This window comes from Desulfomicrobium orale DSM 12838, from assembly GCF_001553625.1.
In the GTDB taxonomy this organism is placed as follows: Bacteria; Desulfobacterota; Desulfovibrionia; order Desulfovibrionales; family Desulfomicrobiaceae; genus Desulfomicrobium; species Desulfomicrobium orale.
The window spans coordinates 2,708,218-2,733,956 of record NZ_CP014230.1 but is presented as its reverse complement, the minus strand read 5'-3'; the positions used below and the strand labels follow the sequence as shown (position 1 = coordinate 2,733,956).

Below are 25,739 nucleotides of genomic sequence, written 5' to 3'. Positions count from 1 at the left end.
CTCACTTCCCCACAAGCCGCAGATAGAGATCGCCCCGCCACGGGCCGAGAGCGCGGCCCAAGCCCTTGAGGCGGATGGGGCGGTCCGCCGCGAAATCCGGCGGCAGTGTGACCTCGATGCTCTTCGGCTCTCCGAAGCGGTGCCGGATATCCACGCGAAGGGTGGTGCCGGGCCTGAGGCTGCGCACGGGGACCTGCACGGTCTGCCGGTCGTCGAGCTGGCGCACGGCCCAGTTTTTCAGACCGGCCCACAGATTTTTTCCCGGATTTTGGAACGGGGCCTTGCTCCGGATGGTGTTGCGGCCGGCCGTCCTCTGCCCCGGCATATCTCCGGGGGGCGCGCCGCGCTTCAGCCTGCTGAAAATATCCTCGAATACCTGCCGGGCGAAGGGGTCGCTTAGAATATCCTTCAGCACTTCCTCCTGCCGGGAGAAGAAGGCGTCGGACCTGCCGGGCCTGGCTCCGGCCCTGGCCTCTTCCTCCTGACGGATATCCTCGGCGGTGTACGTCTTTTTTTCCGCGCCGCGGGCGCGGTGGTCCTTCAGGAGAACATAGGCCTGGTTCAGGCGGGAAAAGCGCTGGGCCGCATGGGCGTCGTCCGGATTCAGGTCCGGGTGATATTTGAAGGCCAGCTTGCGGTAGCTGACCTTGATCTCTTCCAGGGTCGCCTCGGGCGGGACTTCCAGCAGAGCGTAGCACTCGCTCAGACGCATCAGTCCTGTTCCGCCAGATCGGAAATGTTCAGGGCGTTGGCCTCATCTTCCCGTCCGGTTTTGGCCAGCCCGTTTTCCCTGAGGTAGCGCACGCCCTGGCGGGCGAACTCGGCGTGGCTGCTTCCGCCGGTAATGCCCGGGCAGTAATCCTGGGCCAGCTCCCAGCTGGTGGCGTCCACCAGATTGCCCCGGAAAAAAGGCCAGGCCCGGCAGACATCGGGTTTGGCCGCGTGTACCGTGCACGCCGTGGCCGGGTCGAAGAAAATGCAGAAGCCGTCCTCGCGGGTGCGTAATACGGTCTTTTTTCCCTGAGCCGTGGTGTAGGCGGCGCGGAAATCGTCCACGGACATGTTCAGATATGCGGCCAGACGGGCCTGCTCCGGGGCCGAAGCCACGATGCCTCCCTGTCCCTGGCAGCAGTGTCCGCACATCCGGCAGTCGAATACATTGGTCATGGTGTCCTCGCGGGTTGGATTCCAAGCACAGGGGCCGTTTTTTTGCAAGGCCCGGTCCTTGACCTGCAAGCGGCGCAGACGCTAGCACTGCCGCACCCGCCGCTATTCATTGAGGAAATGGTCATGAAGCGTCTGTCCATGCACGAGGCCCGCTACATCTGGGACATGAACACGGTTTTTTCGCTGGGTGCTCTGGCGCATCAGCGGCGTCTGGAGATGCACCCCGAAAACATCGTGACCTACATCGTAGACCGCAACATCAACTATACCAATATCTGCACATCCGGGTGCAAATTCTGCGCGTTTTTCAAGGGGCCGGGAGAGATGGGCGGCTACGTGCTGAGCACGGAGGAAATCCTGGCCAAGATTCAGGAAACCGTGGACTCGGGCGGGTACCAGATTCTGCTTCAGGGCGGGATGAATCCGGATTTGCCGCTGTCCTACTACACCGGGCTTCTGCGCACGCTGAAGGAACATTTCCCGGGCGTGGCCGTGCACGGCTTTTCACCCACGGAAGTTCACTTTCTGAGCGAGCGGGAGGACCGGCCCGTGGCAGGCATTCTCGCGGACCTCATGGCCGCGGGGCTGGACTCCATGCCCGGCGGCGGCGCGGAAATCCTGGTGGATGCGGTACGCGGCCGGGTCTCGCCGCACAAGTGCACGGCGGACCAGTGGCTTTCGGTCATGGAGACGGCCCACGGCCTGGGCATGCGCACCACCGCGACCATGATGTTCGGCCAGGGCGAGACTTTCGACCAGCGGGTGGAGCATCTGGACCGCCTGCGTGAGGTGCAGGACCGCACGGGCGGGTTCACGGCTTTTATCCCGTGGACTTTTCAGCCCCGGAACACGCGCATGGAAATGCCCGAGGCCTCGTCCGACGAGTACCTGAAGTTTCTGGCCCTGTGCCGCCTGTATCTGGACAACATCGAGAATATCCAGGCGTCCTGGGTCACGCAGGGGCCGCGCATCGGCCAGCTGGCTCTGTTCTGGGGGGCCAACGATTTCGGCTCCACCATGCTGGAGGAAAATGTGGTGGCGGCCACGGGCGTGCACTTCCGTCTGCCCGAGGCGGAGCTGAAAAGTCTGGTGGAGCGGGCGGGTTTCGTCCCTCGCCGCCGGACCATGGACTATACCCTGCGCGAGGAGCAGCCATGACCTTTGTTTCTCTGGAGCGCATGCCCCTCTCTGAAGTCCGGGACCGCGCGGCCAGACTTCGCCGGCACCTGAACGAATGCCGTCCGGACGCGTCCGGCATGCTGATTTTTTCCCGTCCGGCGGTCTACTATCTGAGCGGGGCCTGGGTGAACGGTCTGCTCTGGCTGCCTCTGGACGGCGAACCGGTTCTGCTGTGCCGCCGGGGGTTCGAGCGGGCGGAAATGGACTCGCCCCTGCAGAACATTCTGGAATACAAGTCCTATTCCCAGATTTCCGGCCTGCTGCGGGAATGCGGCACACCTTTCGGCTCCTGCGCGGGCGTGGAGATGGCCGGGCTGCCCTGGTCTCTGGGCGAGATGCTTAAAGAGAAAGTTCCCGGGGTGAATTTCGTCGCGGCGGACATGGCCCTGCACCGGACCCGCGCCGTGAAGACTGCCTGGGAACTGCGCAAGATGCGGCTGGCCGGTGCGCGGCACAATCAGGCTCTGATCGCTCTGGCCGGACGCATCCGCCCGGGCATGACCGAGCGGGAAGTCGGCCTGGCCGTGTGGAAAGTATTCTTCGGGCACGGCCACCAGGGCATGATGCGTATGCAGAATCCCGGCGAGGAGATTTTTCTGGGCCATGTGGCGGCCGGAGATTCCGGCAATTATCCCGGCGCGTTCAACGGACCTCTTGGCGTGCGCGGCGAGCATCCGGCCCTGCCTTTTCCGGGCTACGCGGGCAAGGTCTGGAATCGCGCGGAGCCTCTGGCCGTGGACTGCGGGTTCTGTCTTGAAGGCTATCACACGGACAAGACCCTGATCTACTGGGCCGGGGAGGATGCCGTTTCCGAGGAGGCCGACCGGGCTCAGGATTTCTGCCTGCAAATCCACGAATATCTGGCTTCCCGGCTGAAGCCCGGAACCGTGCCCGCCGAACTGTACCGGGACTGCGTGAAAATAGCCCTGCAAAACGGTCTGGCCGAGGGGTTCATGGGCCTTGGGCGGAACAAGGTCGGCTTTCTGGGGCACGGCATCGGCCTGGCCGTTGACGAGTGGCCGGTTGTCGCGCCATCTTTCGACACTCCGCTGGAAGAGAACATGGTTCTGGCCGTGGAACCGAAAATGGGCATTCCCGGCCTGGGTATGGTCGGCGTGGAAAATACTTTTGTGGTTACGCCGCAGGGCGGAGAATGCCTGACCGGAGAGGAGCGGGGGCCGCTTTTCTCAGCGTGACGGCCGGGACACGGTGGAATGGTCCATCGAGATGTGAGGGATACAAATTTCCACTTCATTACTCATTTGCAATAAAATAAGTATATTTTTTAATATGTATTGTCTCTGTAACATATTTATCTGAAATCTGTATTGATGTGGATTTTCAAGAAATAAAAATAAACTGAACAGGAAATTTCCGGGAAAATACATGACTGAAAAACGCAAACTCTGGCTTATCGACGCCGGTTATCTTTTCAACGCCCGTCACAGTGTACGCAGCGGTTACGAATTCAGCTATCTGCGTCTGCGTCAGTATCTGGAACAGAGCGGTCCCATATGGAGGGCCTATTATCTCAATTCCATACCCCAGCCGACCAGCGAGGCTCAGGACAACTTTCACCACTGGCTGCGCAGCGGTCCGCCCATCGGTCCCAAGATCATCACCAAATTCTACAGTCTGAAGCAGCAGCGCGCGGACAAGGCCTATTGCGAGGAATGCGGGCAGAAAGTGCAGCTTCGCTGTCAGAACCAGAACGGAGATCTCACGCACAAGGTGTTCAACGAAATCCAGAAGGGCGTGGATGTGGGCATTGCCACCTTGTCCCTCATTTATCAGCACCAGTACGATACGCTGCTTTTGTCCTCCGGGGACTCGGATCTGCTGGATGTGGTGGAGCACCTCTCCGAGCAGGGAAAAACCATTGAGCTGGTGGTTTTCCGGGACGGCGTCGCTTCCGAACTGCAATGCCGGGCGGACCGCATCCACTGGATCAACGATTTCTGGGAGGAAGTGGACAATACCTACCGGGAAACCGAAGACAAGGCCTGACAGCGGACGGGCAAGGAGAGCGGAGATGGCGGAACGGACACATTCCCCGGGTGAGGAGATCGCCAACAGCGTGACTCACGCCGTCGCCACGGGCCTGGCCATCGCCGCCCTGCCCGTGCTGGTGGTGGCCGCCGTGTCCGCAGGAACCGCCTGGCATGTTGTCAGTTTCTCCATTTTCGGTGCAACGCTCGTCCTGCTTTATCTGGCTTCCACCCTGTACCATTCCATCCCCGCCGTCCGGGCCAGACGCGTGCTGAAGACTCTGGACCATTGCGCTATTTTTCTGCTCATCGCGGGCACGTACACGCCGTTCATGCTGGTGTGCCTGCGCGGCCCCGTGGGATGGACCATTTTCGGGACAATCTGGGGACTGGCCGCCGCCGGCGTGATTCTGAAATGCTTTTTCGTGTACCGCTTCAAGCGTCTGTCTCTGGCCGTTTATCTGGGCATGGGCTGGCTGTGTCTGCTGGCCGGCAGGGAGATTTTCTCCAGCCTCCCGGCCGCGAGTCTTGTTTTTCTGGCCCTGGGCGGGCTGATCTACAGCCTGGGCGTCATTTTCTACGTCTGGCGGCGGCTGCCGTATAATCACGCCATCTGGCATCTCTTCGTGGTCGCGGGCAGCGTCATGCATTTTTTCTCCGTGCTCTACACCCTTCCCGCATCGTGACTGCCTGGTTCATTTACATCATCCGCTGCGCCGACGGCAGCCTCTACACGGGCATCACCACCGACGTGTCCAGGCGCTTCGCCGAGCACGCGCGCTCCGGCCCCAGAGCGGCCAGATACCTGCGCGGGCGCGGACCGCTGACCCTTGTCTTTTGGGCTCCGGCCGGATCCAGATCCGCCGCCCTGTCTCTGGAGCGGCGCATCAAATCCCTGCCCAGAAAACACAAACTGGCCCTGTCGCAAGGGCGCTTCAGCCTGCCCGCGGAGTAGGCGCGGCGGACTTTTCAGGAAAACATCATGCCGAACACGCCGAAAACCCGCGTTCTGGGAAGATCCCTGTGGCGCCTGATCCGTTTCGCCGGGCCGTACAGGGCCCGCATATTTTCCGGTCTGGCGGCCAACGCCTGCGCCCGTTTCTTTGATCTGCTGCCCATGCTGGTGGTGGGCCGGGTCGTGGATACGGTGACCGGAGCCCTGCGCGATGGCCGCCATCTGGGACCGGAAGAATTTGTCTGGGCGGGCCTGCTGGTGCTGGGCACTTTCGCCGGACTGGCCGTGTTTCAGAGCCTGAGCGACTACTGTCTGGACAGCGCGGCCCAGAAAATCCGGCACGATCTGCGGGTCAGTCTGTATGCCCACGCGCAGACTCTGGACGTGTCGTATTTCGAATCCCGCCGGACGGGCGATGTCATGGCCGTGCTGGCTTCGGACGTAGACAATCTGGAACGCTTCTTCGCCGACACCTCCACCAGCATCGTGCGTCTGGTCATCACCTTTGCCGGGGTGTACGGCATTCTGTTCTGGATGGACTGGCATCTGGCTCTCCTGCTTTTGGTGCCCACGCCGCTGGCCGTGTGGGCCGTGCGTTTTTTCGCCACCCGCGTGTCTCCGCAGTATCACCGGGCCAGGCGGGCCGTGGGCGAGATCAACGCCATTTTGGAAAACAACCTTCAGGGCATGAACGTGATTCAGGCCTATTCAGCCCAGACCCACCAGATCGGGCGTATCCGCACGCGTTCGGAAGAGTACCGCGACGCGGCCATCCAGGCCTCCCGCGAGCGGGCCCGGTTCATTCCGCTGCTCTACGCCGTGGCCGGGAGTGCCTACGCGCTCCTGATCGGCCTGGGCGGCTGGATGACCTTTTCCGGAGCCGGTCCCACGGTGGGGGATTTCACCACCTTCGTGCTCATGTCCATGCGCCTGATTCTGCCGCTCTTCGTGCTGGGTGTGCTCATCAACCAGATCCAGCAGGCCGAGGCATCAGCCGTGCGCATCAATGAAATTTTCGACGCGAAGCCCGTGGTCCGGGACCGGGACGACGCCGTTTCCCTGGCCGCGCCGCTTTCACGGATCGAGGCCCGCGATCTGCATTTTTCCTATCCCGGCAGAGGCAGGGTGCTCTGCGGCGTGGACTTCTCCCTGAAGCGGGGACAGGTGCTGGGCGTGGCCGGTCCCACAGGGGCGGGGAAAAGTTCCCTGGCCAAGCTTCTGCTGCGCTATTACGAACCCGAGTCCGGAGAAATTCTGGTCGACGGCCGTCCTCTGCCGGGCATCACGCTGGACGCATGGCGTGGACGCATCGGCTATGTGGCCCAGGAACCCTATCTGTTCCACGGCACCGTCGGCGAGAACATCCGGCTGAGCCTGCCTGAAGCGTCGGACGAAGCCGTACGGCAGGCCGCGCACATGGCCGGGGCCGACGAGTTCATCAGCAAGCTGCCGGACGGCTACAAAACCCTGGTGGGCGACCGGGGCGTCAAACTTTCCGGCGGACAGCGGCAGCGTATTTCCCTGGCCAGAGCCTTTCTGCGCGACCCGGAATTTCTGATTCTGGACGAGGCCACATCCAGCGTGGACACGCGCACCGAGGAAATCATCCAGAACAATCTGCGCGAACTGCGCAAGGATCGCATCACCCTGGCCATCGCTCACCGCCTGTCCACCATCCGCAGCTGCGATGAAATCGTGGTGCTGGTGGACGGGATCATCGTAGAGCGCGGCACGCACGATTCGCTCATCGCCGAAGAAGGCGTGTATGCGGGACTGTGGCGGGTGCAGAGCGGAGGATAGAGCATTTTGTGGTAACACTTCCGCGGGGGCGTCCGGGCCTTGAGTCCTTTTTTCCCGGCCGCTACGTACGCTGTTTCCGGAGACACTCGAAAAGGAGGAGATATGAGCTATAAAGCCGCTGTGTTCGACATGGACGGGACGCTTCTGGACACGCTGGAAGATCTGGGCAGCGCCATGAACCGGGTTCTGACCGCCCGGGGACTGCCCGTGCATCCAATTGACAGCTACCGGTTTTTCGCGGGTAACGGTGCGGCGCATCTGGTTTCGTGTGCCCTGCCCGAAGACAGGCGGGACAGGGATTTTCTGGACGTCTGCGTGCAGGATTTCGTGCGCGAATACCAGGCGGCCGGAACCGGGAAAGGCAAGCCGTACGCGGGTATTCCAGAGCTCCTCGACCTGCTGGAATCCAGGGGAATACTTCTGGCCGTGCTGACCAACAAGCCGCAGGTTCTGGCCGAGCAGTGCATGCGGGATTTCCTGCCCAAGTGGTCCTTCGCGCTGGTGCAGGGGCAGGTGCCCGGCAGACCGGTCAAGCCCGATCCGGCCTCTCCCCGGCTGCTCATGGAACGGCTGGGGCTGGGGGCGGAGGAAATTCTCTATCTGGGCGATACGGACGTGGACATGCGCACGGCCACCAGCGTGGGCATGCATCCGGTCGGCGTGTTGTGGGGTTTCCGGCCCGAGGAGGAACTCCGGCGGGCGGGAGCCAGAACCATCATCTCCCATCCGCTGGAGCTGCGGGAACTGCTGGATTGACGCCGATGGCGCGCCTGAATCTTCTCCGGTGCGCCGTCAGATTCTTTTTTTCATGGGGATGAAGGCGATTCCGGCGGCTTCCGTGCGCGGTCCGGCCACGGCGAAGCCGAACCGTTCGTACACGGGCACGGCGTAGGGGCTGGAATTGACCGTGATCTCCGAAGTACCCGGCGCGGCGGACTTTTTTATCTCCTCCCAGAGATCCCTCGCCAGCCCCTGACGGTGGAAGGCCGGGGCGACAAAAAGGTGGAAGAGGTGATTTCCGCCCCGCAGCGCGGCCACGCCTGCCAGAGTGTTCTCCTCGAATGCCGTGATGTAATGGTATCCGGGGTCGCCGATATAACCGGCGATGGCCTCCGTCGTGATGCTCTTCAGGAAGGCTCCGGCCCCTCTGCCATCGGGTTCCAGAGTGAAAAAGCGGCTGACGCCGGTGATGAGGGCGCTTATTTCCGGGGCATCTGCCAGTACTGCCGGACGGATTGTTCTCAATGGTGCCATTTTCCGCAGTTGCCGTGCAGGGAGTGTTTTCGCGTCACCGCGTCCGGTCAGTAGTGGTAGGTTCGCCCGGACCAGATGGCCGTCGCCCGGAAGAGCTGCTCGTACAGAACCACCTGGGCCAGTTCGTGGGGCATGGTCATGGGGCCAAGACTCAGTTTCGCCTGAACGCGATCCAGCAGTTCCGGGGACAGGCCCAGAGCGCCGCCAATGAGCAGACAGCAGTCTCCGCCGGGATTTTCCAGATGGCCGCGCAGAAAAGCCGCGAATTCCACGGAGGTGTACAGTGTTCCCGCTTCGTGCAGGGCGATGGCCGTGTCGCGCGGGGTTATTTTTTCCAGCAGGCGGTCCGATTCGGCTTTTTTGCGGCCGGCTCCCTCCAGATGCGGACAGTCGCGCACGCTGAGCGCCTCCACGCACAGGGCCGTGCCGAGCATCTTCCGGTAATGGCCGATGGCCTCCAGCCAGAAGGGCTTCTTGATTTTGCCCACGCTGATGATTCTGAGCCTGTACATGATTCTCCGGCCGTCTTGTACGAAAAATTCCCCGCCGCATGCCGCGCCGGGGGATTTCTTTTGTGCGGAGCGCGTGATCAGTATGCGCCGTGCTGATCCAGCTCCTTGTCCGTAACCTTGTGGCTGAAGGTCCGGTACAGCCAGAACTGGTAGGCCGCCACCACGGGCACGAAGATCAGGGCCACACCCAGCATGATGGACAGGGTCAGGGTGCTGGAAGCCGCGTTCGTGACGGTAATGGAATACTCCGGCGCGATGGAGGACGGCAGGATGGCCGGGTACAGACCCACCACGCCGAACAGGGTCAGCCCGGCGATGACCACGGCCGACAGGCCCCAGGCATACCACCAGTCTTTCCGGCCGATCTGGCGGCGCAGCAGCACCAGCGCCACCACGGGCACCGCCAGCAGAATGAACATCAGCGGGTTGCACAGGTAGTTGAACAGCAGCTTGGTGTTGTAGAAGAGGGTCAGGACCACGAAAAGGCCGACCACTGCCACCAGCACGGGCCAGATGCGCCGGGCCAGCCGGGCCGCGCGGTGCTGCAGGTCGCCCTCGGATTTGACCGTCAGCCACAGGGCGCCGTGCATGACGAAGAGCAGAACGAAGAGCACGCCTCCGGCCAGGCCGTACGGGTTCAGCAGCGTACGCAGATCGCCCTGAAACACGCCGTTTTCGTCCAGCGGCAGGCCCATGAAGATGTTGGCGAAGGCCACCCCGAGCAGCAGGGCGGGCAGGAAGCTGCCGATGGTCGCCCCCCAGTCCCAGATCCCGCGCCAGACTCTGCTTTCCACCTGATGGCGGAACTCCAGGGACACGCCCCGGATGATGAGGGCCAGAAGGAGCAGCATGAGCGGCGTATACAGGCCGCTGAACATGACGGCGTAGGCCTTGGGGAAGGCCGCGAAGGTCACGCCGCCGGCGGTGATCAGCCAGACTTCGTTGCCGTCCCAGAAGGGACCCATGGAGTTGAGCATGACCCTGCGGTCCCGGTCGGATTTGCCCAGAAACGGAATGAGGGTGCCGATGCCCAGGTCATAGCCGTCCAGAACGAAGTAGATGGCCCAGAGTACGCCCCAGAGTAGGAACCAGATGGTTTCGAGCATTGTGATTCTCCTTCGAAGAGTTAGGCTTCAACCGGGCCTTTTTTGGCGGTCTTGTACAAGAGGAAGATGTCCACGGCGCCCAGAATGGCGTAGAGGACGGTCAGGGCCACCAGGGAAAAGGCCACCTGGGAGGTGACAATGGGCGAAACGGCGTCGGAGGTTTTCATGAGGCCGTAAACGATCCACGGCTGGCGTCCCACTTCGGCCAGCACCCATCCGGCCTCTATGGCGATATACGGAAGCGGGATGGCGAAGAGCATGGCTTGCAGAAGCTTCGGCGATTCGGTCAGCTTCTTGCGGCGCAGTAACGCCCAGATGCACAGGATGGGCAGCAGGCTGCCGATGCCGACCATGGTCCGGAAGGCCAGGAAGGTCAGCAGAACGGGCGGACGTTCCTCGGCGGGCCAGTCCTTGAGGCCCTGCACCGGGGTGGAGAAGGAATTGTGGGCCAGGAAAGACAGGCCACCGGGAATGCCCAGCCATTCGATAAAGTTCCGCTCGTTCTTCTCGTCCGGGACCACCAGCAGATACATGGGCGCGCCGTCTTCATGGGTTTCCCAGAGGGATTCCATGGCCGCCAGTTTGGCGGGCTGGATGCGGGTCACTTCCTGGGCGTGATGGTGCCCCTGGGCCGCCACCATGATGGAGAAGATGAAAGCGAAGATCATGCCCATTTTGAAGGAACGGGTGAAAAACTCGACATGCTGCTTTTTGAGCAGGTGATAGGCCGAGACGCCCATGATGAAGAATCCGGCCAGAGTGAAGGCTCCGCTCAGGGTGTGCACATACTGCTGCCAGGCAAAGGGGTTGAAAACCACCTCGAAGAAGTCGGCCAGCTCGGCCCGGCCGTTGCGCAGCACATAGCCCACCGGATGCTGCATGAAGGCGTTGGCGATGAGGATCCACAGGGCCGAGACGTTGGAGGCGATGGCCACCAGCCAGATACAGGCGGCATGCATCCGGGGAGAGAGCACTTTCCAGCCGAAGATCCAGGCTCCCAGAAACGTGGATTCCAGAAAGAAGGCCACCGTGGCCTCGATGGCCAGCAGGGAGCCGAAAATATCGCCCACATACTCGGAATAGCGGGACCAGTTGGTGCCGAACTGGAACTCCAGAGTGATGCCCGTGACCACGCCCAGCACGAAGTTGATGACAAAGAGCTTGCCCCAGAACTTGGTCATGCGTTTGTACATCTCGTCGCCGGTACGCACGTATCTGGTTTCCATGATGGCCACCAGAATGGATAGGCCCAGGGTGAGCGGCACGAAGATGAAGTGAAACATGGTCGCCATGGCGAACTGGAGCCTGGATAACATGAGTACATCCATAGAAATGTCTCCTTAATTTTTTTCGGGCCCGGCGCCCGTGATCCGCGAAATGGCCTCGGCGGCCAGCATGGCTGGCGTGCGTATCTCGATTTTGCGGTCCAGGTAGATTTCCAGCGGGGAATGGTCGGCGTGGAACAGCCGGAGCTGGGGCAGGGCCGTGCGAAGCCCGAGCAGACCACAGGCCCATGCGGCCATGCCCCGGATGATGCGGTCGCAGTCATCCAGGGCATGGATGAGGTCGGGCCCCGCCGGACGGGCCAGCTCCGGGCGGGACTGGGCCAGACGCCCGACACCCCAGACCGCTCCCCGGCGCAGCGGCGCGTGTTCCAGATAGCAGTCCGGACGGTGTTCGGCATCGTGGATATAGGCCAGAAGATGGTTATGGTACTCTCCGGCCATGCGCGGACTGACGGCCATGATCTCGGCCATGGCCTCGGGCGCGCCCCAGCCGATGCCCCCGGACTCGTCGTTGAGGCTCCAGATGAAACGCCGCATGACCACCCGGGCTTTTTCCGGAGTGACCAGAGCCATCCGACCGATGACCTCGCCGAAGGCTGTCACCGCCCGCCACCGTACTGTGGCGGAAGTATTGCACAAAGCGGAAAACAGCGGACTCACGGCCTGCTGGCCGAGGTCCGCCAGTTCCGGCAGCAGCCTTTCCCAGTCCGGTTCGGCCAGTCCGGCCAGAACCCGGTGTTTCGTCTCCCGCGCGCCCGCCATGGGTTGTCAGGAAGCCGCGTCCACTTTGGCCTTGATGGCTTTGGCCACCTGTCGGCCCAGTTCCTTGCATTCGGCCAGCTTGGCGTGATCCGGCACGTTCTTGGCCTTGGCTCCGGGTTCGATCACTTCGACCTTGGCCGATTTGAGCCAGTCCGTCATGATGTTGATGCATTCGCCGCTCCAGCCGTAGGAGCCGAACGCCGCGCCGACGCGGCCTTCGGGGCGCAGACCCTTCATGTAGGTCAGAAAGTCGGCCATGAGGGGCAAAATACCGTTGTTATGCGTGGGAGAACCGCAAACAATGCCCGTGGCATCGGCCAGTTCGCCCATGACGTCGCTGTGGTGATACTGCTTGAGGTGCATGATTCTGGCGGCGACGCCTTCCTCCATGACACCCTCGGCGATGGCCTTGGCCATTTTTTCCGTGGAATCCCACATGGTGTCGTAGACGATGACGGCTTTCTTGTGGGGCTTCTGCTCGGCGTATTCCTTGTACGTCCGGAGAATGAGCGGCACGTTGGAGCGCCAGATGAGGCCGTGGTCCGGAGCGATCATGTCGATTTCAAGACCCAGTTCCTCCACCTGCTTGAGCACCGCCGTGACCCGCTGGGAGTAGGGCAGCACGATGTTGTGATAATAGTGAGAGCTGGCGGCCATGAGGGCGGGCAGATCGACCTCATCGTCGAAACGCTCGCTGGTGGCCATGTTCTGTCCGAAGGCGTCGTTGGAGATGAGCAGCTTGTCTTCGGGGATGTAGGAAAACATGGAGTCCGGCCAGTGCAGCATGCGCGTCTCCATGAACTGCACGGTGCGCTTGCCCAGACTGATGGAGTCTCCGGTCTGCACCGCATGGTACGGCCAGTCGGGCTTATGGAAGTGGTCCAGCAGCATACGGTGGCCCATCTTGGAGCAGATGATTTTTTCGGGTCTGGCTTTCTCCATGATGAACGGAACCGCTCCCGCATGGTCGGGCTCGATGTGGTTGCAGACGAAATAGTCGATTTTTTCCAGAGGAATGAGCGATCTGATCTGATGATAGAGATCCATCTGGAACTTGGCCGGGACGGAGTCGAACAGGGTGATCTTTTCGTCCATGACCAGATAGGCGTTATATGTCGTACCCTGGGGGGATCTCGAATAGCCGTGAAAATCATGGATGTTCCAGTCCACGACTCCGACCCAGTAGATGTCTTTCTTGATTTCGGTGACAGGCATGGTTGTTGTCCTTGGTGATTGGCGGCCGGGGAGGCCGGAGATGCTGTGCTTGGTGAAGAAAGCCAGTCCGGGTGGTCCGGACTGGCTGGCAGGCTAGTCTTCCTTGACGAAGTCGGCCTTGCTGGCTCCGCAGACCGGACAGCTCCAGTCGTCGGGAATGTCCTCGAACTTGGTGCCGGGAGCGATGCCGCTGTCCGGATCGCCTACGGCCGGATCGTACACATAGCCGCAGAGGGTGCATACATACTTGTCCATGGCTTGTATCTCCTGTGTTGAGTTGTCGTGATGAAGCGCCCCATAGCAAAAAAGCCGGGTCTGTTCCACCCGTAATCCGCACATTTTCCGGGAAACCCGACTGGCGGGCTCACTGAGCCTGGCGCGTCTGGCACTCGGGGCAGACGCCGGAGAATTCCAGCGTGTGTCCGGTGATTCTGAATTCCGTATCCAGCCCCAACTCCACTCCGTCGATGGGCGGCGCGTTGAAAATATCCCCGACCTTGCCGCAGACCTCGCAGCGCACATGGTGATGGGGAGAGACGTCCCCGTCAAAGCGCTTCTGCCCGGCAGCATTTTCGAGCTTACGGACCAGGCCCAGAGTGCTCAGGACCTCCAGGTTACGGTACACCGTGCCGAGACTTATGCGCGGCATCTTTTTGCGTACAAGGTTGTAGACCTCGTCCGCCGTGGGATGGGTGTGCACGGCCCGCAGCTCTTCCAGAATGATTTTGCGCTGGCTGGTCAGACGCATGTCCTTGCTCAGAAATTCTTTCATTACATACCTCAGCAAATTATGATAATCATTACTAGCTTTCTTTGAAAGGGTCGTCAAGCCGGGACGGATTTTCAAGGAGAGGCCGGGCCACGTTCAGGATGTGTTCCGGGGAAAGGGACGTCATGCAGGCGTGCCCCCGCACGCAGATATTTTGTCCGTGCAGTGAGCAGGGGGCGTCGGGGCACGGAATCTGATCTACCTCATCATGGGGGCCTGAAGGATAAAACCCCCATTCGGCGGTGGTCGGCCCGAAAAAGGCGGCTACCGGCGTGCCCACGGCCGTGGCCAGATGCATGGGGCCGGAGTCTCCGGTGATCAGACACCGGCAGCGGGCCAGAATGGCGGCGGTCATGCGCAGGTCCGTCCGGCCGGTCAGGTCCTCCTTCGTTCCGGGCAAAAGCGGTGCGGGGTTTCTGCCGATGACGATGACCGGGTATCCGGCCTTCTCCAGCAGCCGGATCGCTTCCCGCCAGACGGCCGGCCTCGGCGTCTTGGCTGGGTGAGTGGCGTAAGGATGGACCGCCACGGGGCACTCATATCCCAGATCGGCCAGAATGTGTCCGGCTTCGCCGTGTTCCTCCGCATGGAGAAAAATTTCCGGCCGCAGCAGTTCCGGCGGAGGGGGCGCGCTTTCCAGAGCCCGGGCGTAGCGCTGGGGCACGTTGTGGCGTTTGAGGCGGGCGCTCAGAATAGGGTGGCGCGTGGCCAGAAAAAGCCGTCGTTCCAGAGAATACTTGCGGTAGCTTCTGACTTGTGCGGGCCACATGAGGCGCAGGAGGCGCGTGCGCAGACTGCCGTGCAGATCGATGAACGGAAGGTGCCCGTGGTTCTGGCGCAGGTTCCGGCAGAAGACGAGCCAGGCCCGGCCGGACATGTCTTTTTCTTCCACGGAAATGATCCGGCGCACGGCCGGATGGTTCCGGAAGACCGGAGCGAGGGCGGAGCGTGTCAGCACGTGGAAGGACAAGCCCGCCCGCTCGTGCCAGTATCGCAGCACGCCGGTGGTGAGGATGGCGTCGCCCAGAGCGCTCAGACGCGCGGTCAGGCATTCCCGGTTGGTCAGGGCAAAGGGCATGGCGTCTGTGGTCCCTTTTTGTTGGATGGTTCCGGGACGGGGTGATCATGGCCCGGCGTTCAGCCGTGCAGTTCCTTATATATATCCATGAGCCGGGCCGAGGTTTTCTCGATGCGGAAATTTTCGGCGTGGGCCGCACCTTTTTCCACCATGTCCCGGCGCAGCGACTTGTCCGTGACGGCCCGTTCCAGAACCTCGGTCAGAGCCGGAACATCCCCCGGCGGGGCGTACAGGGCCGCGTCGCCTCCGGCCTCGCGGAAACACGAGCCCGTGGAGGTGATCACCGGAACCCGGCTGTACAGGGCCTCCAGAATGGGAATACCGAAGCCCTCGGCTTCGGACGGATAGGCGAAAACATGAGCCATCTGGTACAGCCCCGGCAGGTCGGCCGGGGGTACCCGCCCCAGAAAGCGCGTTCCTGCGGCCAGACCCAGAGTGCCCGCATGGCGGCGCAAGTCCTTTTCCTGCGGCCCCGCGCCCACCACGGCCAGTTCCGGCCGGATGGAGGACGGCAGTGCGGCCAGGGCCCGCAGCAGCGTATCCACGCCCTTGCGCGGAATGAGCGAACCCACGAAGAGGATGTATTCTCCGGACAGCCCGTACATGCGGCGGAGTTGCTGGAGGCGGGCCTCGTCCACCCGGACGGTGAAGGCCGGATCGCAGCTCTGATAGGCCACGCGGATGCGCCCGGCCGGGATGCCGAAGTATTTTTGCACCTCTTCGGCCGTATGCTCGCTGATGGCCACCACGAGGTCGGCCCGGCGGCAGCTTGCGCGGTACTTGAGGGCGTACAGGGCACGGTCTGCCCGCGGGTAGCGGTGGGGGTGGGTCAGGAAGAGCAGGTCGTGGACGCTGACCACGGTACGGGTCGTTGCGGGAAACGATGCGAAAGGCAGTTCATGGGACAGGCCGTGAAAGATATCCAGCCGGTCCCGCCGCGCGGCCGAAGGCAGGGCGAAGGAGCGCCACAGGGCCGGAAAGGCGTTCCCCGCCGGGCTTGCTTTTTGCACGGCGAGGCCCTGTTTGGCGGCGGTTGTGCAGTCCTTCCCGGAGACTCTGGCCGCGTACAAAAAATAGCGATGCTCCGGAAAACACTTGACCAGCCCCAGGATTGTGCTGCGGGAGTAATTCCCGAGGCCGGTGGCGTTGTGGAAAAAACGCTTGGCGTCAAATCCGATGTGCATTGTCTTGATGTGCTGTTCTTTGCACGAGATCGCTCAGGTAGTGACCCAGAGTCCGGGCCTGGTACCGGGGCCAGCCGGGACGGACCGGCAGGTGCCGGATGTTTTCGTGGTCGGCCAGGGGCGGCAGGCCCAGTTTCAGGGCTTCCTCCCGGCCGTGTCCCGAAAGGACCAGAGCCGTTTCCGCGAAGCCCGCGGCCAGCCCGAAACGGATATCCGCCGCCTTGTCCCCGGCCATGGCCGTCTGCTCGGGCCACAGGCCGTATTTCCCGGCCAGTTCCTCCCACAGGCCTGTGCCGGGCTTGCGGCAGGAACAGTTTTCGACGGGAGCGTGAGGACACAGGGCCGCGCCGCTCAGATTCATGCCGTGATCCCGCAGGAGCTCAAGCAGGCGTGCGTGAACCTTTTCGTAGTCTTCACGGGAAAACAGCCCGCGTCCGATGCCGCTTTGGTTGGTGGCCAGAAAAAAGCGGCATCCGCGTCCGGCCAGGGTCTTCCATGGCGTGGCGATGCCGGGAATGAGGCGGACCAGAGCCGGATCGCTCAGGTAGTGTTCTTCCTCGATCAGGGTGCCGTCCCGGTCCAGAAGGATGGTGGTGATGGTGGTCATATTGCTCCCGCGAGGAGCTTTTGGTCAGAAAACGGGTCAGGTCAAGAACGGAGTGCTCCTGGGCCGGCCGCGTCCGGCGTCGTGACAGCGGGACCGGGTTGTGCTAGGGGCCGCTCACAATAAATCGGGAGAGCGCATGAGTAACGCAAAGAATCAGAAATGGGTCTATCTGGCCGCCGTACTCCTGGTCGGGGCGGGCGTGGGCTACCTGCTGTTCAGCGGACTGTCCCAGAATTCCGTATATTTTCTCAATGTGTCCGAGGCTCTGGCCATGCCGGCGGACAAACTGTCTCAGGCCCGGCTGTTCGGAGCCGTTTCGGAAGTGGAGCTGGTCCGGGAACCCCGGAACGCGGGCGTCAGCTTTCTTGTTCTGGACAAGGACAACCCGAGCGATGCCATCCGTGTGCGCTACAGCGGCGTAGTTCCGGACACCTTCAAGCCCGGCGCCGAAGTGATTCTGGAAGGCTCCTTCGCTCAGGGCGGGAAAGAGTTTCTGGCCACCACGCTGATGACCAAGTGTCCGTCGAAATACGAAAAAAATGAAAAAGGCCAGCTGCGCCCGCCGGGATACAAGGGTTAGCTCCGCTTTCCGGCCGTCTGCCTCCCAGCCGGAACGCCCGGCTGTTTCCCCGTAACTGAACCTCCCTGCAGGAGTCTGCCGCATGCATTCCATCTGTTTCACCGCCCTGCTGCTCAGCATGCTGGCCGGAACCGGTCTTGCCGCCTACGCGGGCATCCGGGCGCTCAAGGACGATTTTTCCCCGCTGCCGCTGCTGGAAAAGGGGCAGGTCGCCCTGACCGCCGTGGTGCTGGCCGTGTCCGCAGTGCTGCTGTGGGCCCTGGCCACGCGGGATTTCTCCTACGCCTATGTGCGGGACTACACGGACACGTTCCTGCCGCTCTTTTACGCGGTGACGGCCTTCTGGGGCGGGCAGAACGGATCGTTTCTGTTCTGGTATCTGTGTGTGGCGGTCATGGGCGGGATCATGATCTATACGCCCGGCTATTCCCGTCTGGATGACCGGACCAAGATTTTCTTCTGGATCATGTTCTACATGGTGGAGCTGTTTTTCCTTTTTGCCCTGACCGGCCCGAGCAATCCCTTTCTCAAACTCGATCCCGCGCCGTCAGAAGGCCACGGGCTCAACCCCCTGTTGCAGAACCCGGGCATGATCTTTCATCCGCCGCTTCTTTTCCTGGGTTATGCGGGCTACACCATTCCGTGCTGTCTGGCCCTGGCCTCGCGGCTTTCCGGCGACGGCCGGGACTGGCTCGAACAATCCCGCAACTGGAACATCATGGCCTGGATTTTTCTGACCGCCGGTATCGTTCTCGGCGGCTGGTGGGCTTACATGGAACTGGGCTGGGGCGGATACTGGGCCTGGGACCCGGTGGAGAACTCCTCCCTCATCCCCTGGCTCACGGGCACGGCCTTCGTGCACACGTCCATTGTGGGCCGGACCCGCAACACCCTGCTGCGGACCAATGTCTTTCTCGTCTCCCTGACCCTGCTGCTCTGCTTTTTCGCCACCTTCGTGGTGCGCAGCGGCATCATCGACTCCGTGCACGCCTTCGGCGGGAGCAGGATGGGCACTCCGCTTCTGGTCTTCATGATCGCGGACCTGCTTCTGATCCTCTACGTCTGTCTGGTGCGCCGCGCCGACGATACGTCTCATATCGACGATTTCGCCAGCCGTCCGGGCATGCTCTTTCTGAGTTCGTGGCTTTTCCTGTGCATCGGCGGCATTGTTTTTCTGGGCATCCTGTGGCCGGTCATCAGCGCGCTGTGGAGCGCCAACCCCGTGGGCCTGGACGCCGGATTCTACAACCGCGCCTGTCTGCCGCTCTTTACCGCCCTGGCCCTGATCATGGCCGTCTGTCCGTGGTTTTCGCAGAAAAGAGGAGTCGGCGATCCGGCGGCGCTGATGATCGTGCTCGGCGCGGGCGTGGGCTTCGCGGCTGCCATTTTCACCATGGGCTACAGGCAGCCGCTGGCTCTTGTGGCCTCGGCGGCCGGGATCATGATCGCCGTTTCGGTCGTGCTGGTATTTTTCCGGGTGAAGGGGCTGCGTTCCTTCCGTCCGGCCTTCGGAGCGTACGGGGTGCATCTGGGCGTGGCCATGATGGTGGTGGGCGGAGCTTTTTCCGCAGCCTACCAGATGGAAGCCGACGCCGTCCTGCACAAGGGCGGGAACATGACCGTAGGCGGGTACACTCTGGTTTATGAGGGCCTGCGCCACGACCATGACAATCCGGCCATGGATGTGCACGAGGCCCGGCTGACCGTGACCCGCGACGGCCATCCGGTGGGCGTGCTGACGCCGGAAAAGCGCCTGTACCGCAATTTCGAACAGTCCTCCTTCGCCGAGGTCTCGGTCATTCCCTCTCTGGGCGAGGAGCTTTACGCCACGCTGCTGGGCTTTGACGAGGTCGGCGCGGCCAGCGTGCGGGTCAGTGTGAACCCGCTGGTCAACTGGATCTGGATCGGCGGCACCCTGTCCTGCCTGGCGGCCTTTCTGTGCTGGAGAAAGATCGGGCGGCGGTGATGGATCGGCCCGTGCTGCTGCGCCTTGACAATGTGGGGCATCTGTATGGCTCCCGGATGGTTTTCCGGGGCGTTTCCTGTGCTCTCGGAGCCGGGGAGATCCTGCTCGTGGCCGGGCCCAACGGTGCGGGCAAGTCCACGCTGCTCAGAATCATGGCCGGTCTGACCGCGTCCGGAAGCGGCCGGACAGAGCGGTTTGTCGCGGACCGGGAGATGGCCTTCATGGGGCACCAGACCTTTGTCTACCAGGAGCTCACGGCTCTGGACAATCTGGAATTCTGGAACTCGGTGTACGGCTGCGGGCTGGACACGGAACGGCTGCTGGAGCTCCTGTCCAGAGTGGGCCTGCGTAATTTCGCTCTGGAGCGGGCTGGAACCTTTTCCCGGGGCATGGCCCAGCGTCTGTCTCTGGCCCGGACGCTTCTGGCCGTACCCGCGCTCATTTTTCTGGATGAGCCGTCCACCGGCCTGGACAGCACCTCCCGGACCCTGCTGCATGGCGAACTGCGTTCGGCCAGGGAGCGGGGCGCAGGCATTGTCTGGGTTTCCCACGATCTGGAGCGGGATCTGCCTTTCGCCGACACGGTGCTGCATCTGTCCGGACGGGAAATGGCCTACTATGGCCCGGCAGCGGGTTTCTCCCTGGGAGGCGCGGCATGATCGGGGCAGCCCTGGCCGTTGTCCGCAAGGATCTGCGACTGGCCTTCGCCAACGGGCAAGGGCCGGTACAGGCGGTGCTGTTCGGGCTGTTGCTGGTGTTTCTGTTCAGCCTTTCGGCCGCGCCGGGCGAGCGGTTTTCGGCCCAGCAGGGACTGGCCATCTTCTGGCTGTGCAGCTCCTTCGCCGTGGTGCTGATTTTTTCCCTGCTGTTCCGCTTCGAGGAGGAAAACGGCGCGGCCACGGCTCTTCTGCTTTCGCCGCTGCCCGTACAGGGACTCTGGCTCGGCAAGACCCTGGCCGGAGGCGTGCTCCTTGTTCTGTGCCAGGCGTTTTTTTTTCCCGCAGCCCTAGTCTTTCTGGATCTGGGTGTTGCCGGAGAGGCGCTGCCACTCTGCGCCATGCTGGCCGGGGTGGATGCGGGGCTATGCGTGCTGGGCGGTCTGGTGGGGGCCATGGGCTATGGCCAGAGCGCCAAGGACGCCCTGCTGACCATCATCGTCTTTCCGCTCCAGATTCCGCTTCTGCTGGGCGGCATCCGCATCGGCGAGGGGCTCATGCGCGGAGGACTCTGGTCGGACGTGAGCGGCTGGTTCGGTCTGGTCTTCGCCTTTGACGCCGTGTTCGCCGGAGCGGCCCTTTTTCTTTTCCCTTACGTGTTTCGAGGAGAACAGGGATGATTTCCTCACGCATTCTCGCGGTATTGGCTCCTTTGTCCGTGGTGTGCATGGCGGCGGGGCAGTATTTTCTGTGGATGCACGCTCCGGAAGAGGCCAGCATGGGGCTGGTGCAGAAGATTTTCTATTTTCATCTGCCTCTGGCCTGGTGGTCTTTCGGCGCGTTCTTCGGCGTGTTCGTGTGCAGCATCGGACTGCTCAGAACCGGGCGCGGGCAGTGGGATCTGTGGGCGGCGGCCCTGGCCGAAGCGGGCGTTCTGGCCTGTTCTCTGGCCCTGGTCACGGGCTCCATCTGGGGACGCGCTTCCTGGAACGCCTGGTGGACCTGGGACCCGCGGCTGTCCACCACGCTGGTCATGTGGTTCGTCTATTCGGGATATCTGGTCCTGCGGGCCGCCAACGCCGGAGGCTCCAAAGGAGCCAGAGTCCGGGCCGTGCTCGGCATCGTGGCCTTTCTTGACGTGCCTCTGGTGTTTTTGTCCGCACGACTGTGGCGGTCCATCCATCCGGCGGTGTTCACCTCTCAGGGCGGAGGACTGACGCCGGAAATGTGGACCGCCGTCTGGATAAACGCCGGAGCCTGGGGCGTGCTTCTCGCGGCTCTGGTGCTGGTCCGGCACCGGAATCTGGTCCTGCGGGAGCGGGTGGACGGGGTTCTGGCCGGTATTCGGGAAACCTATTAGCGTAAAACGGGGGCGGGCATGAATTATCTCTTCATCGCCAATATCTGTGTCTGGGCCGGAGTGGGCGGCTATGTCTTTTTTCTGGCCGGCCGTCAGGCGGCCCTGGAGCGCCGCGTGCGGCAGCTGGAGATTCTCGATGGCAACAAATGACGCCTTTTCCCCGGCGGCCCGGCACAGGGTGCTGGTTTTTCTGCTGGCCGTCCTCGGGATCATGTTTTTTTCGGCCGTGGTGTACCGGGTGGAGAACCCGTCTTTGGTGCAGCGGGAAGAGCGCCGGGAAATGCCGGCCTCGCGGTCCGGCGGCGGCGGCATGGGGGGCATGGGCGGCGACATGGCCGGTATTTCGGCCATGATGAAAAAACTGCAGGACAATCCCGACAATGTGGAGCTGATGCGCGCCCTGGGCATGGCCTTCATGGACATGGAGGCCTGGGACAAGTCCGTTTCCTTCTGGGATATGCTGCTGGAGCGGAATGAAAACGATGTCATGGCCCTCAACCAGAAGGGGTTCTGCCTATTCGAACTGGAAAAGCACGCCGAAGCCGGAGAGCTTTTCGAGAGGATGCTCCGCATAGACCCGGACAACCACCGGGCGCATTTCAATCTCGGCGTCATTTACAAGCATTACCTGAAGCAGCCGGAAAAGGCGCGGAAGCATTTTCAGACGGTGGCGGACTCGGCCGCGGACGAAAGCCTGGCGGAAAATGCGCGCAAGGAGCTGGCCGGCAACTGAGGAACCTGTTTGACACCGCGGATGGGCCGGTGCTAGCAGTTTTCAATTCGGCGTCAGGGGATGGCTCCTCAACTTCAAGGCATCGCGGAGGGTCTGATGAAACGTTTTTCAGGTCTGATGATGGCATCGTGTCTGGTATTGCTTACGGGCACAGCTTTCGGCGCGGAAACGATCAAGATCGGCGTGGCCGGGGCTCACAGCGGCGATCTGGCTTCTTACGGCATGCCCACGGCCAATGCGGCCCGCCTCGTGACCAAGGAGGTCAATGCCAAGGGCGGGATCGACGGCAAGCAGATCGAACTCCTGATTCAGGACGAGGAATGCAAGCCCGAGAAAGCCACCAATGTGGCCACCAAGCTGATCTCCGACGGAGCCGTGGCCGTGCTCGGACACATCTGCTCCGGTCCGACCAAGGCCGCCCTTCCCATCTATACCGCGGCCAAGCTGGTCAGCATCTCTCCCACGGCCACCAGTCCGGAACTGACCCGCAGCGGGCAGTATCCCCTGTTTTTCCGCACTATCGCCGCCGATGACGCCCAGGCCAATCTGGGCGCGGATTTCGCCGTCAACAAGCTGAACGCCAAGAAGATCGCCCTGCTGCACGACAAGGGCGATTACGGCCGGGGATATGCCGAATTTGCCAGGGATTTCATCAAGAACAGCGGCAAGGCTGAGGTCGTGCTGTTCGAGGGCGTGACGCCCGGTGCCATGGATTACTCCGCCGTGGTGCAGAAAGTGCGGCAGTCGGGTGCGGACACGGTCATGTTCGGCGGCTATCACCCGGAGGCCTCCAAGATGGTGGCTCAGCTGAGGAAGAAGCGGGTCAAGGTCAATTTCGTATCCGATGACGGCGTCAAGGATGACATGTTCATCAAGGTCGCGGGAGACGCCGCCGAGGGCGTGTACGCTTCCGGCCCGCAGGACGTCTCGGGTCTGGCCATGAACAAGGCCGCCCGCGAAGCCCATGTGGCCGAATTCGGAACCCCTCCGGGCGCGTTTTTCGATCCGGCCTATGCGGCCATGCAGGCTCTGGTCAACGCCATCGACAAGGCCGACTCCACCGATTCGGACAAGATCGCTCAGGCCCTGCGCACGGAGCTGGTGGATACGGCCATCGGCACCATCAAGTTCGATGAGCGTGGAGACGCCGAGGGCGTGGGCTTTACCATCTACCAGGTCCAGAACGGCAAGTATGTGGAAATGAAATAGCCGGTGCACGGGCTTCTGGATGATGCATCTCAACCGGGGGATGGGCGGCGCCTGTCTCCCGGTTCTTTCAACATGCTGGGGGAGACCGGCGTCTCCTCCGGACGGGCGGACGGGTGAGTATGGACTGGCAATACATGGCGGAGCTTTTCCTGGGCGGCCTGACCCGGGGCAGCATCTACGCCCTCATCGCCATCGGATACACGATGGTCTACGGCATCATCGAACTCATCAACTTTGCCCACGGCGAAGTGTACATGATCGGGGCCTTTACCGGGCTCATCGTGGCGGGGATACTCGGCGCCATGGGGCTTCCTCCGCTGGTCATCCTTTTCTGCGCGATTCTGGCCGCCGTGGTGTACTGCATGGGCTACGGCTTCACCATGGAGAAGATCGCCTACCGGCCCCTGCGCGGGGCAGGGCGTCTGTCGCCGCTCATCTCCGCCATCGGCATGTCCCTGTTTCTGCAGAATTACGTCATTCTGGTTCAGACCTCCGATTTTCTGCGTTTTCCCCGCCTGATTCCGGATTTCGCTTTTCTGGAGCCCGTGGCCCATATCTTCGGCTCCTCGGATTTCGTCATTGTCGCGGCCAGCGCCGTGTCCATGACCGCGCTGACCCTGTTCATCAAGTACACCCGGATGGGCAAGGCCATGCGGGCCACGGCCCAGAATCAGAAAATGGCCATGCTGCTCGGCATCGACGTGGACCGGATCATTTCCGCATCCTTCATCCTGGGGTCGGCCCTGGCCGCTCTGGGCGGCGTGCTCATCGCCTCCCATGTGGGCGTGGTCAATTTTTCCGTGGGCTTCCTGGCGGGCATCAAGGCCTTCACGGCGGCCGTGCTGGGGGGCATCGGCTCCATTCCCGGAGCCATGCTGGGCGGACTCTTTCTGGGACTGTCCGAGAGCTTCGCCGCCGGGTACATTTCAAGCGACTACGAGGATGTTTTCGCCTTCACCCTGCTGGTGATCTTTCTGATCTTCCGTCCATCGGGGATCATGGGCAAGGCCAAGGTGGAAAAGGTATAGAGATGCGTCCGTTGCGGGCCTCAGGCCGGAAACTTCGCGCTGTGCGGTTCCGGCTCCGCCTTGTCCGGGCTTTCGGGGCGGCCTCCGGCGCATGTTATTTCAAGGCTGACGAGACATGACTGAGAATATGGTGGCAAGCGAGCTGAAAAAATCCGTTCTGGCCGGCATCTGGTTCATGGTCCTGACGTTTCCCCTGGTGGTGGCGCGGGTCAACACGATCGACCACACTGTGGAGTGGCGCTGGATGAACATGGCCTGGGTCGGCGGCGGGGCTTTCGTGCTGTCCTTCGTCTGGCGCTGGGCCTTGCGGCGCCGGGAGGCCGGAGGATTTCTCGGCTCCGGCGCGGCGGGCGGAACCTTCGAAGCTCTGAGCGGGAAGCCGCTCCGGATGAAAATGGCCCTTCTCGCCGTGCTGGCCGCCATGCTGGTCATCCCTTGGGTGGCGTCCATCTACTGGACCAATATTCTCATTTCCTTTCTGCTGTATGTGGTGCTGGGTCTTGGGCTCAACATCATCGTCGGCGTGGCGGGACTGCTCTTTCTGGGGCATGCCGCCTTTTACGCCGTCGGGGCTTACTCCTACGCCCTGCTGAACCAGTATTTCGGCCTGGGATTCTGGACGGCCCTGCCGCTCGGCGGGCTCTTCGCGGCCCTGGCCGGAGTGCTGCTGGCTTTTCCCGTGCTGCGTCTGCGCGGGGACTATCTGGCCATAGTCACCCTGGGCTTCGGGGAGATCATCCGCCTTGTTCTGGAAAACTGGAGCGAAGTCACGGGCGGCCCCACGGGTATCTCGAACATCCCGCAGCCCGGCCTTCTGAACATGACGCTCTCCGTGGCCGAGGCCAACATTTACATCTACTATATTGTCCTGGCCCTGGCCGTGCTGACCGTCATCGCCGTTTCACGCCTCAAGGATTCCCGTGTCGGCCGTGCCCTGCAGGCCCTGCGGGAGGACGAGATCGCCTGCCAGGCCATGGGCATCGACCGGGTCGCCGTCAAGCTGATGGCCTTCGGTCTGGGCACGGCCTGGGCCGGACTGGCGGGTGTCATCTTCGCGGCCAAGACTACGTTCATCAATCCGGCCAGCTTCACCTTTTTCGAATCGGCCATTCTGCTGTCCGTGGTGGTGCTGGGCGGCATGGGATCCAATCTGGGCGTCATTCTGGGTGCAGCCTTTCTGGTGCTGCTGCCCGAATTCATGCGCACCTTTTCCGAATACCGCATGATCCTGTTCGCCGCGGCCATGGTCTTGATGATGGTCTTTCGCCCCCAGGGGCTCATTCCGCCCAGGCGGCGCAGGTATCCGGTGGGGGATTCCGGTGCGGCCGCCGGTGGAGGAAAGTAA

The 25,739-nt window shown here is 62.3% G+C and carries 30 protein-coding genes; 17 read left to right on the top strand and 13 right to left on the bottom strand.

Annotated elements, in window-relative coordinates:
* Nucleotide 1: 1 nt before the first annotated feature.
* Together AXF15_RS12855 and AXF15_RS12850 are read right to left on the bottom strand one after the other, a co-directional pair.
* The gene (locus AXF15_RS12855; protein ID WP_066608331.1) at nucleotides 2-712 is read right to left on the bottom strand and encodes a DnaJ domain-containing protein; all 711 of its coding nucleotides are present in this window, start codon (nucleotides 710-712) and stop codon (nucleotides 2-4) included.
* Entirely contained in the window at nucleotides 712-1,167 is a 456-nt protein-coding gene (locus tag AXF15_RS12850; protein ID WP_066609009.1) for a YkgJ family cysteine cluster protein, read from the bottom strand. Before AXF15_RS12850 ends, AXF15_RS12855 begins: the two co-directional genes overlap by 1 nt.
* Nucleotides 1,168-1,290: 123 nt before the next feature.
* Here AXF15_RS12850 and mqnC point away from each other — a divergent pair, with 123 nt between their 5' ends.
* The 7 genes from mqnC to AXF15_RS12815 all read left to right on the top strand — a co-directional run bounded on the left by mqnC (nucleotide 1,291) and on the right by AXF15_RS12815 (nucleotide 7,845).
* Nucleotides 1,291-2,325: a cyclic dehypoxanthinyl futalosine synthase gene (mqnC, locus tag AXF15_RS12845; protein ID WP_417926392.1), complete on the top strand. Its 1,035-nt coding sequence runs from the start codon at nucleotides 1,291-1,293 to the stop codon at nucleotides 2,323-2,325.
* On the top strand, nucleotides 2,322-3,542 hold the full coding sequence (locus AXF15_RS12840) for a M24 family metallopeptidase (protein WP_066608325.1): 1,221 nt from the start codon (nucleotides 2,322-2,324) through the stop codon (nucleotides 3,540-3,542). Before mqnC ends, AXF15_RS12840 begins: the two co-directional genes overlap by 4 nt.
* A gap of 190 nt (nucleotides 3,543-3,732) precedes the next feature.
* On the top strand, nucleotides 3,733-4,353 hold the full coding sequence (locus AXF15_RS12835) for an NYN domain-containing protein (RefSeq protein ID WP_066608321.1): 621 nt from the start codon (nucleotides 3,733-3,735) through the stop codon (nucleotides 4,351-4,353).
* A gap of 25 nt (nucleotides 4,354-4,378) precedes the next feature.
* The gene (gene trhA, locus AXF15_RS12830; RefSeq protein ID WP_066608316.1) at nucleotides 4,379-5,020 is read left to right on the top strand and encodes a PAQR family membrane homeostasis protein TrhA; all 642 of its coding nucleotides are present in this window, start codon (nucleotides 4,379-4,381) and stop codon (nucleotides 5,018-5,020) included.
* Nucleotides 5,017-5,289, top strand: coding sequence for a GIY-YIG nuclease family protein (locus AXF15_RS12825; protein ID WP_066608313.1), 273 nt, complete (start codon nucleotides 5,017-5,019; stop codon nucleotides 5,287-5,289). Before trhA ends, AXF15_RS12825 begins: the two co-directional genes overlap by 4 nt.
* 27 nt (nucleotides 5,290-5,316) lie before the next feature.
* Nucleotides 5,317-7,089, top strand: coding sequence for an ABC transporter ATP-binding protein (locus AXF15_RS12820; RefSeq protein ID WP_066608311.1), 1,773 nt, complete (start codon nucleotides 5,317-5,319; stop codon nucleotides 7,087-7,089).
* A 102-nt stretch (nucleotides 7,090-7,191) separates the two neighbouring features.
* Nucleotides 7,192-7,845, top strand: coding sequence for an HAD family hydrolase (locus AXF15_RS12815; protein WP_066608304.1), 654 nt, complete (start codon nucleotides 7,192-7,194; stop codon nucleotides 7,843-7,845).
* Nucleotides 7,846-7,881: 36 nt separating this feature from the next.
* Here the strand turns inward: AXF15_RS12815 and AXF15_RS13825 are convergent, their stop codons facing one another.
* The 11 genes from AXF15_RS13825 to AXF15_RS12760 all read right to left on the bottom strand — a co-directional run bounded on the left by AXF15_RS13825 (nucleotide 7,882) and on the right by AXF15_RS12760 (nucleotide 16,862).
* Entirely contained in the window at nucleotides 7,882-8,334 is a 453-nt protein-coding gene (locus AXF15_RS13825) for a GNAT family N-acetyltransferase (protein ID WP_211258989.1), read from the bottom strand.
* 56 nt (nucleotides 8,335-8,390) lie between these two features.
* Nucleotides 8,391-8,855, bottom strand: a complete 465-nt coding sequence (locus tag AXF15_RS12805; protein ID WP_066608301.1) for a 23S rRNA (pseudouridine(1915)-N(3))-methyltransferase RlmH — start codon at nucleotides 8,853-8,855, stop codon at nucleotides 8,391-8,393.
* 77 nt (nucleotides 8,856-8,932) lie between these two features.
* Nucleotides 8,933-9,961, bottom strand: coding sequence for a cytochrome d ubiquinol oxidase subunit II (gene cydB, locus AXF15_RS12800; protein ID WP_066608298.1), 1,029 nt, complete (start codon nucleotides 9,959-9,961; stop codon nucleotides 8,933-8,935).
* 20 nt (nucleotides 9,962-9,981) lie between these two features.
* Entirely contained in the window at nucleotides 9,982-11,289 is a 1,308-nt protein-coding gene (locus AXF15_RS12795; protein ID WP_066608292.1) for a cytochrome ubiquinol oxidase subunit I, read from the bottom strand.
* 12 nt (nucleotides 11,290-11,301) lie between these two features.
* Nucleotides 11,302-12,009 carry a DVU0298 family protein gene (locus AXF15_RS12790; RefSeq protein ID WP_066608290.1) on the bottom strand — a complete coding sequence of 236 codons (708 nt, stop codon included), beginning with the start codon at nucleotides 12,007-12,009 and terminating at the stop codon, nucleotides 11,302-11,304.
* 6 nt (nucleotides 12,010-12,015) lie between these two features.
* Complete coding sequence (locus AXF15_RS12785; protein WP_066608288.1) at nucleotides 12,016-13,224, bottom strand: FprA family A-type flavoprotein; 1,209 nt, start codon at nucleotides 13,222-13,224, stop codon at nucleotides 12,016-12,018.
* A 93-nt stretch (nucleotides 13,225-13,317) separates the two neighbouring features.
* Entirely contained in the window at nucleotides 13,318-13,479 is a 162-nt protein-coding gene (rd, locus tag AXF15_RS12780; protein WP_066608282.1) for a rubredoxin, read from the bottom strand.
* A gap of 109 nt (nucleotides 13,480-13,588) precedes the next feature.
* Nucleotides 13,589-13,996: a Fur family transcriptional regulator gene (locus AXF15_RS12775; RefSeq protein ID WP_066608280.1), complete on the bottom strand. Its 408-nt coding sequence runs from the start codon at nucleotides 13,994-13,996 to the stop codon at nucleotides 13,589-13,591.
* Nucleotides 13,997-14,027: 31 nt separating this feature from the next.
* Nucleotides 14,028-15,071 carry a glycosyltransferase family 9 protein gene (locus tag AXF15_RS12770; protein WP_066608278.1) on the bottom strand — a complete coding sequence of 348 codons (1,044 nt, stop codon included), beginning with the start codon at nucleotides 15,069-15,071 and terminating at the stop codon, nucleotides 14,028-14,030.
* Between the two features lie 59 nt (nucleotides 15,072-15,130).
* Nucleotides 15,131-16,255, bottom strand: a complete 1,125-nt coding sequence (locus AXF15_RS12765) for a glycosyltransferase family 4 protein (RefSeq protein ID WP_066608272.1) — start codon at nucleotides 16,253-16,255, stop codon at nucleotides 15,131-15,133.
* Nucleotides 16,239-16,862 (bottom strand): D-glycero-alpha-D-manno-heptose-1,7-bisphosphate 7-phosphatase, encoded by a 624-nt coding sequence (locus AXF15_RS12760; protein ID WP_066608270.1) that lies wholly within the window; start codon nucleotides 16,860-16,862, stop codon nucleotides 16,239-16,241. The genes AXF15_RS12765 and AXF15_RS12760 overlap by 17 nt, the downstream gene beginning before the upstream one ends.
* A 136-nt stretch (nucleotides 16,863-16,998) precedes the next feature.
* Between AXF15_RS12760 and AXF15_RS12755 the strand changes: the two genes are divergently transcribed.
* The 10 genes from AXF15_RS12755 to AXF15_RS12715 all read left to right on the top strand — a co-directional run bounded on the left by AXF15_RS12755 (nucleotide 16,999) and on the right by AXF15_RS12715 (nucleotide 25,739).
* The gene (locus tag AXF15_RS12755) at nucleotides 16,999-17,442 is read left to right on the top strand and encodes a cytochrome c maturation protein CcmE (protein WP_066608268.1); all 444 of its coding nucleotides are present in this window, start codon (nucleotides 16,999-17,001) and stop codon (nucleotides 17,440-17,442) included.
* Between the two features lie 82 nt (nucleotides 17,443-17,524).
* Nucleotides 17,525-19,408: a heme lyase CcmF/NrfE family subunit gene (locus AXF15_RS12750; protein ID WP_066608267.1), complete on the top strand. Its 1,884-nt coding sequence runs from the start codon at nucleotides 17,525-17,527 to the stop codon at nucleotides 19,406-19,408.
* Entirely contained in the window at nucleotides 19,408-20,067 is a 660-nt protein-coding gene (locus AXF15_RS12745; protein ID WP_236884785.1) for an ABC transporter ATP-binding protein, read from the top strand. The genes AXF15_RS12750 and AXF15_RS12745 overlap by 1 nt, the downstream gene beginning before the upstream one ends.
* Nucleotides 20,064-20,744, top strand: coding sequence for a heme exporter protein CcmB (locus tag AXF15_RS12740; protein ID WP_066608264.1), 681 nt, complete (start codon nucleotides 20,064-20,066; stop codon nucleotides 20,742-20,744). Before AXF15_RS12745 ends, AXF15_RS12740 begins: the two co-directional genes overlap by 4 nt.
* Nucleotides 20,741-21,424: a cytochrome c biogenesis protein CcsA gene (ccsA, locus tag AXF15_RS12735; RefSeq protein WP_083518058.1), complete on the top strand. Its 684-nt coding sequence runs from the start codon at nucleotides 20,741-20,743 to the stop codon at nucleotides 21,422-21,424. The genes AXF15_RS12740 and ccsA overlap by 4 nt, the downstream gene beginning before the upstream one ends.
* Nucleotides 21,425-21,442: 18 nt before the next feature.
* The gene (locus tag AXF15_RS13820; RefSeq protein WP_083518057.1) at nucleotides 21,443-21,574 is read left to right on the top strand and encodes a CcmD family protein; all 132 of its coding nucleotides are present in this window, start codon (nucleotides 21,443-21,445) and stop codon (nucleotides 21,572-21,574) included.
* Nucleotides 21,561-22,157, top strand: a complete 597-nt coding sequence (locus AXF15_RS12730) for a tetratricopeptide repeat protein (protein ID WP_066608261.1) — start codon at nucleotides 21,561-21,563, stop codon at nucleotides 22,155-22,157. The genes AXF15_RS13820 and AXF15_RS12730 overlap by 14 nt, the downstream gene beginning before the upstream one ends.
* Nucleotides 22,158-22,253: 96 nt before the next feature.
* Nucleotides 22,254-23,366: a branched-chain amino acid ABC transporter substrate-binding protein gene (locus tag AXF15_RS12725; RefSeq protein WP_066608259.1), complete on the top strand. Its 1,113-nt coding sequence runs from the start codon at nucleotides 22,254-22,256 to the stop codon at nucleotides 23,364-23,366.
* A gap of 119 nt (nucleotides 23,367-23,485) precedes the next feature.
* Entirely contained in the window at nucleotides 23,486-24,394 is a 909-nt protein-coding gene (locus AXF15_RS12720; RefSeq protein WP_066608256.1) for a branched-chain amino acid ABC transporter permease, read from the top strand.
* Nucleotides 24,395-24,509: 115 nt separating this feature from the next.
* Nucleotides 24,510-25,739, top strand: a complete 1,230-nt coding sequence (locus AXF15_RS12715) for an ABC transporter permease subunit (RefSeq protein ID WP_083518056.1) — start codon at nucleotides 24,510-24,512, stop codon at nucleotides 25,737-25,739.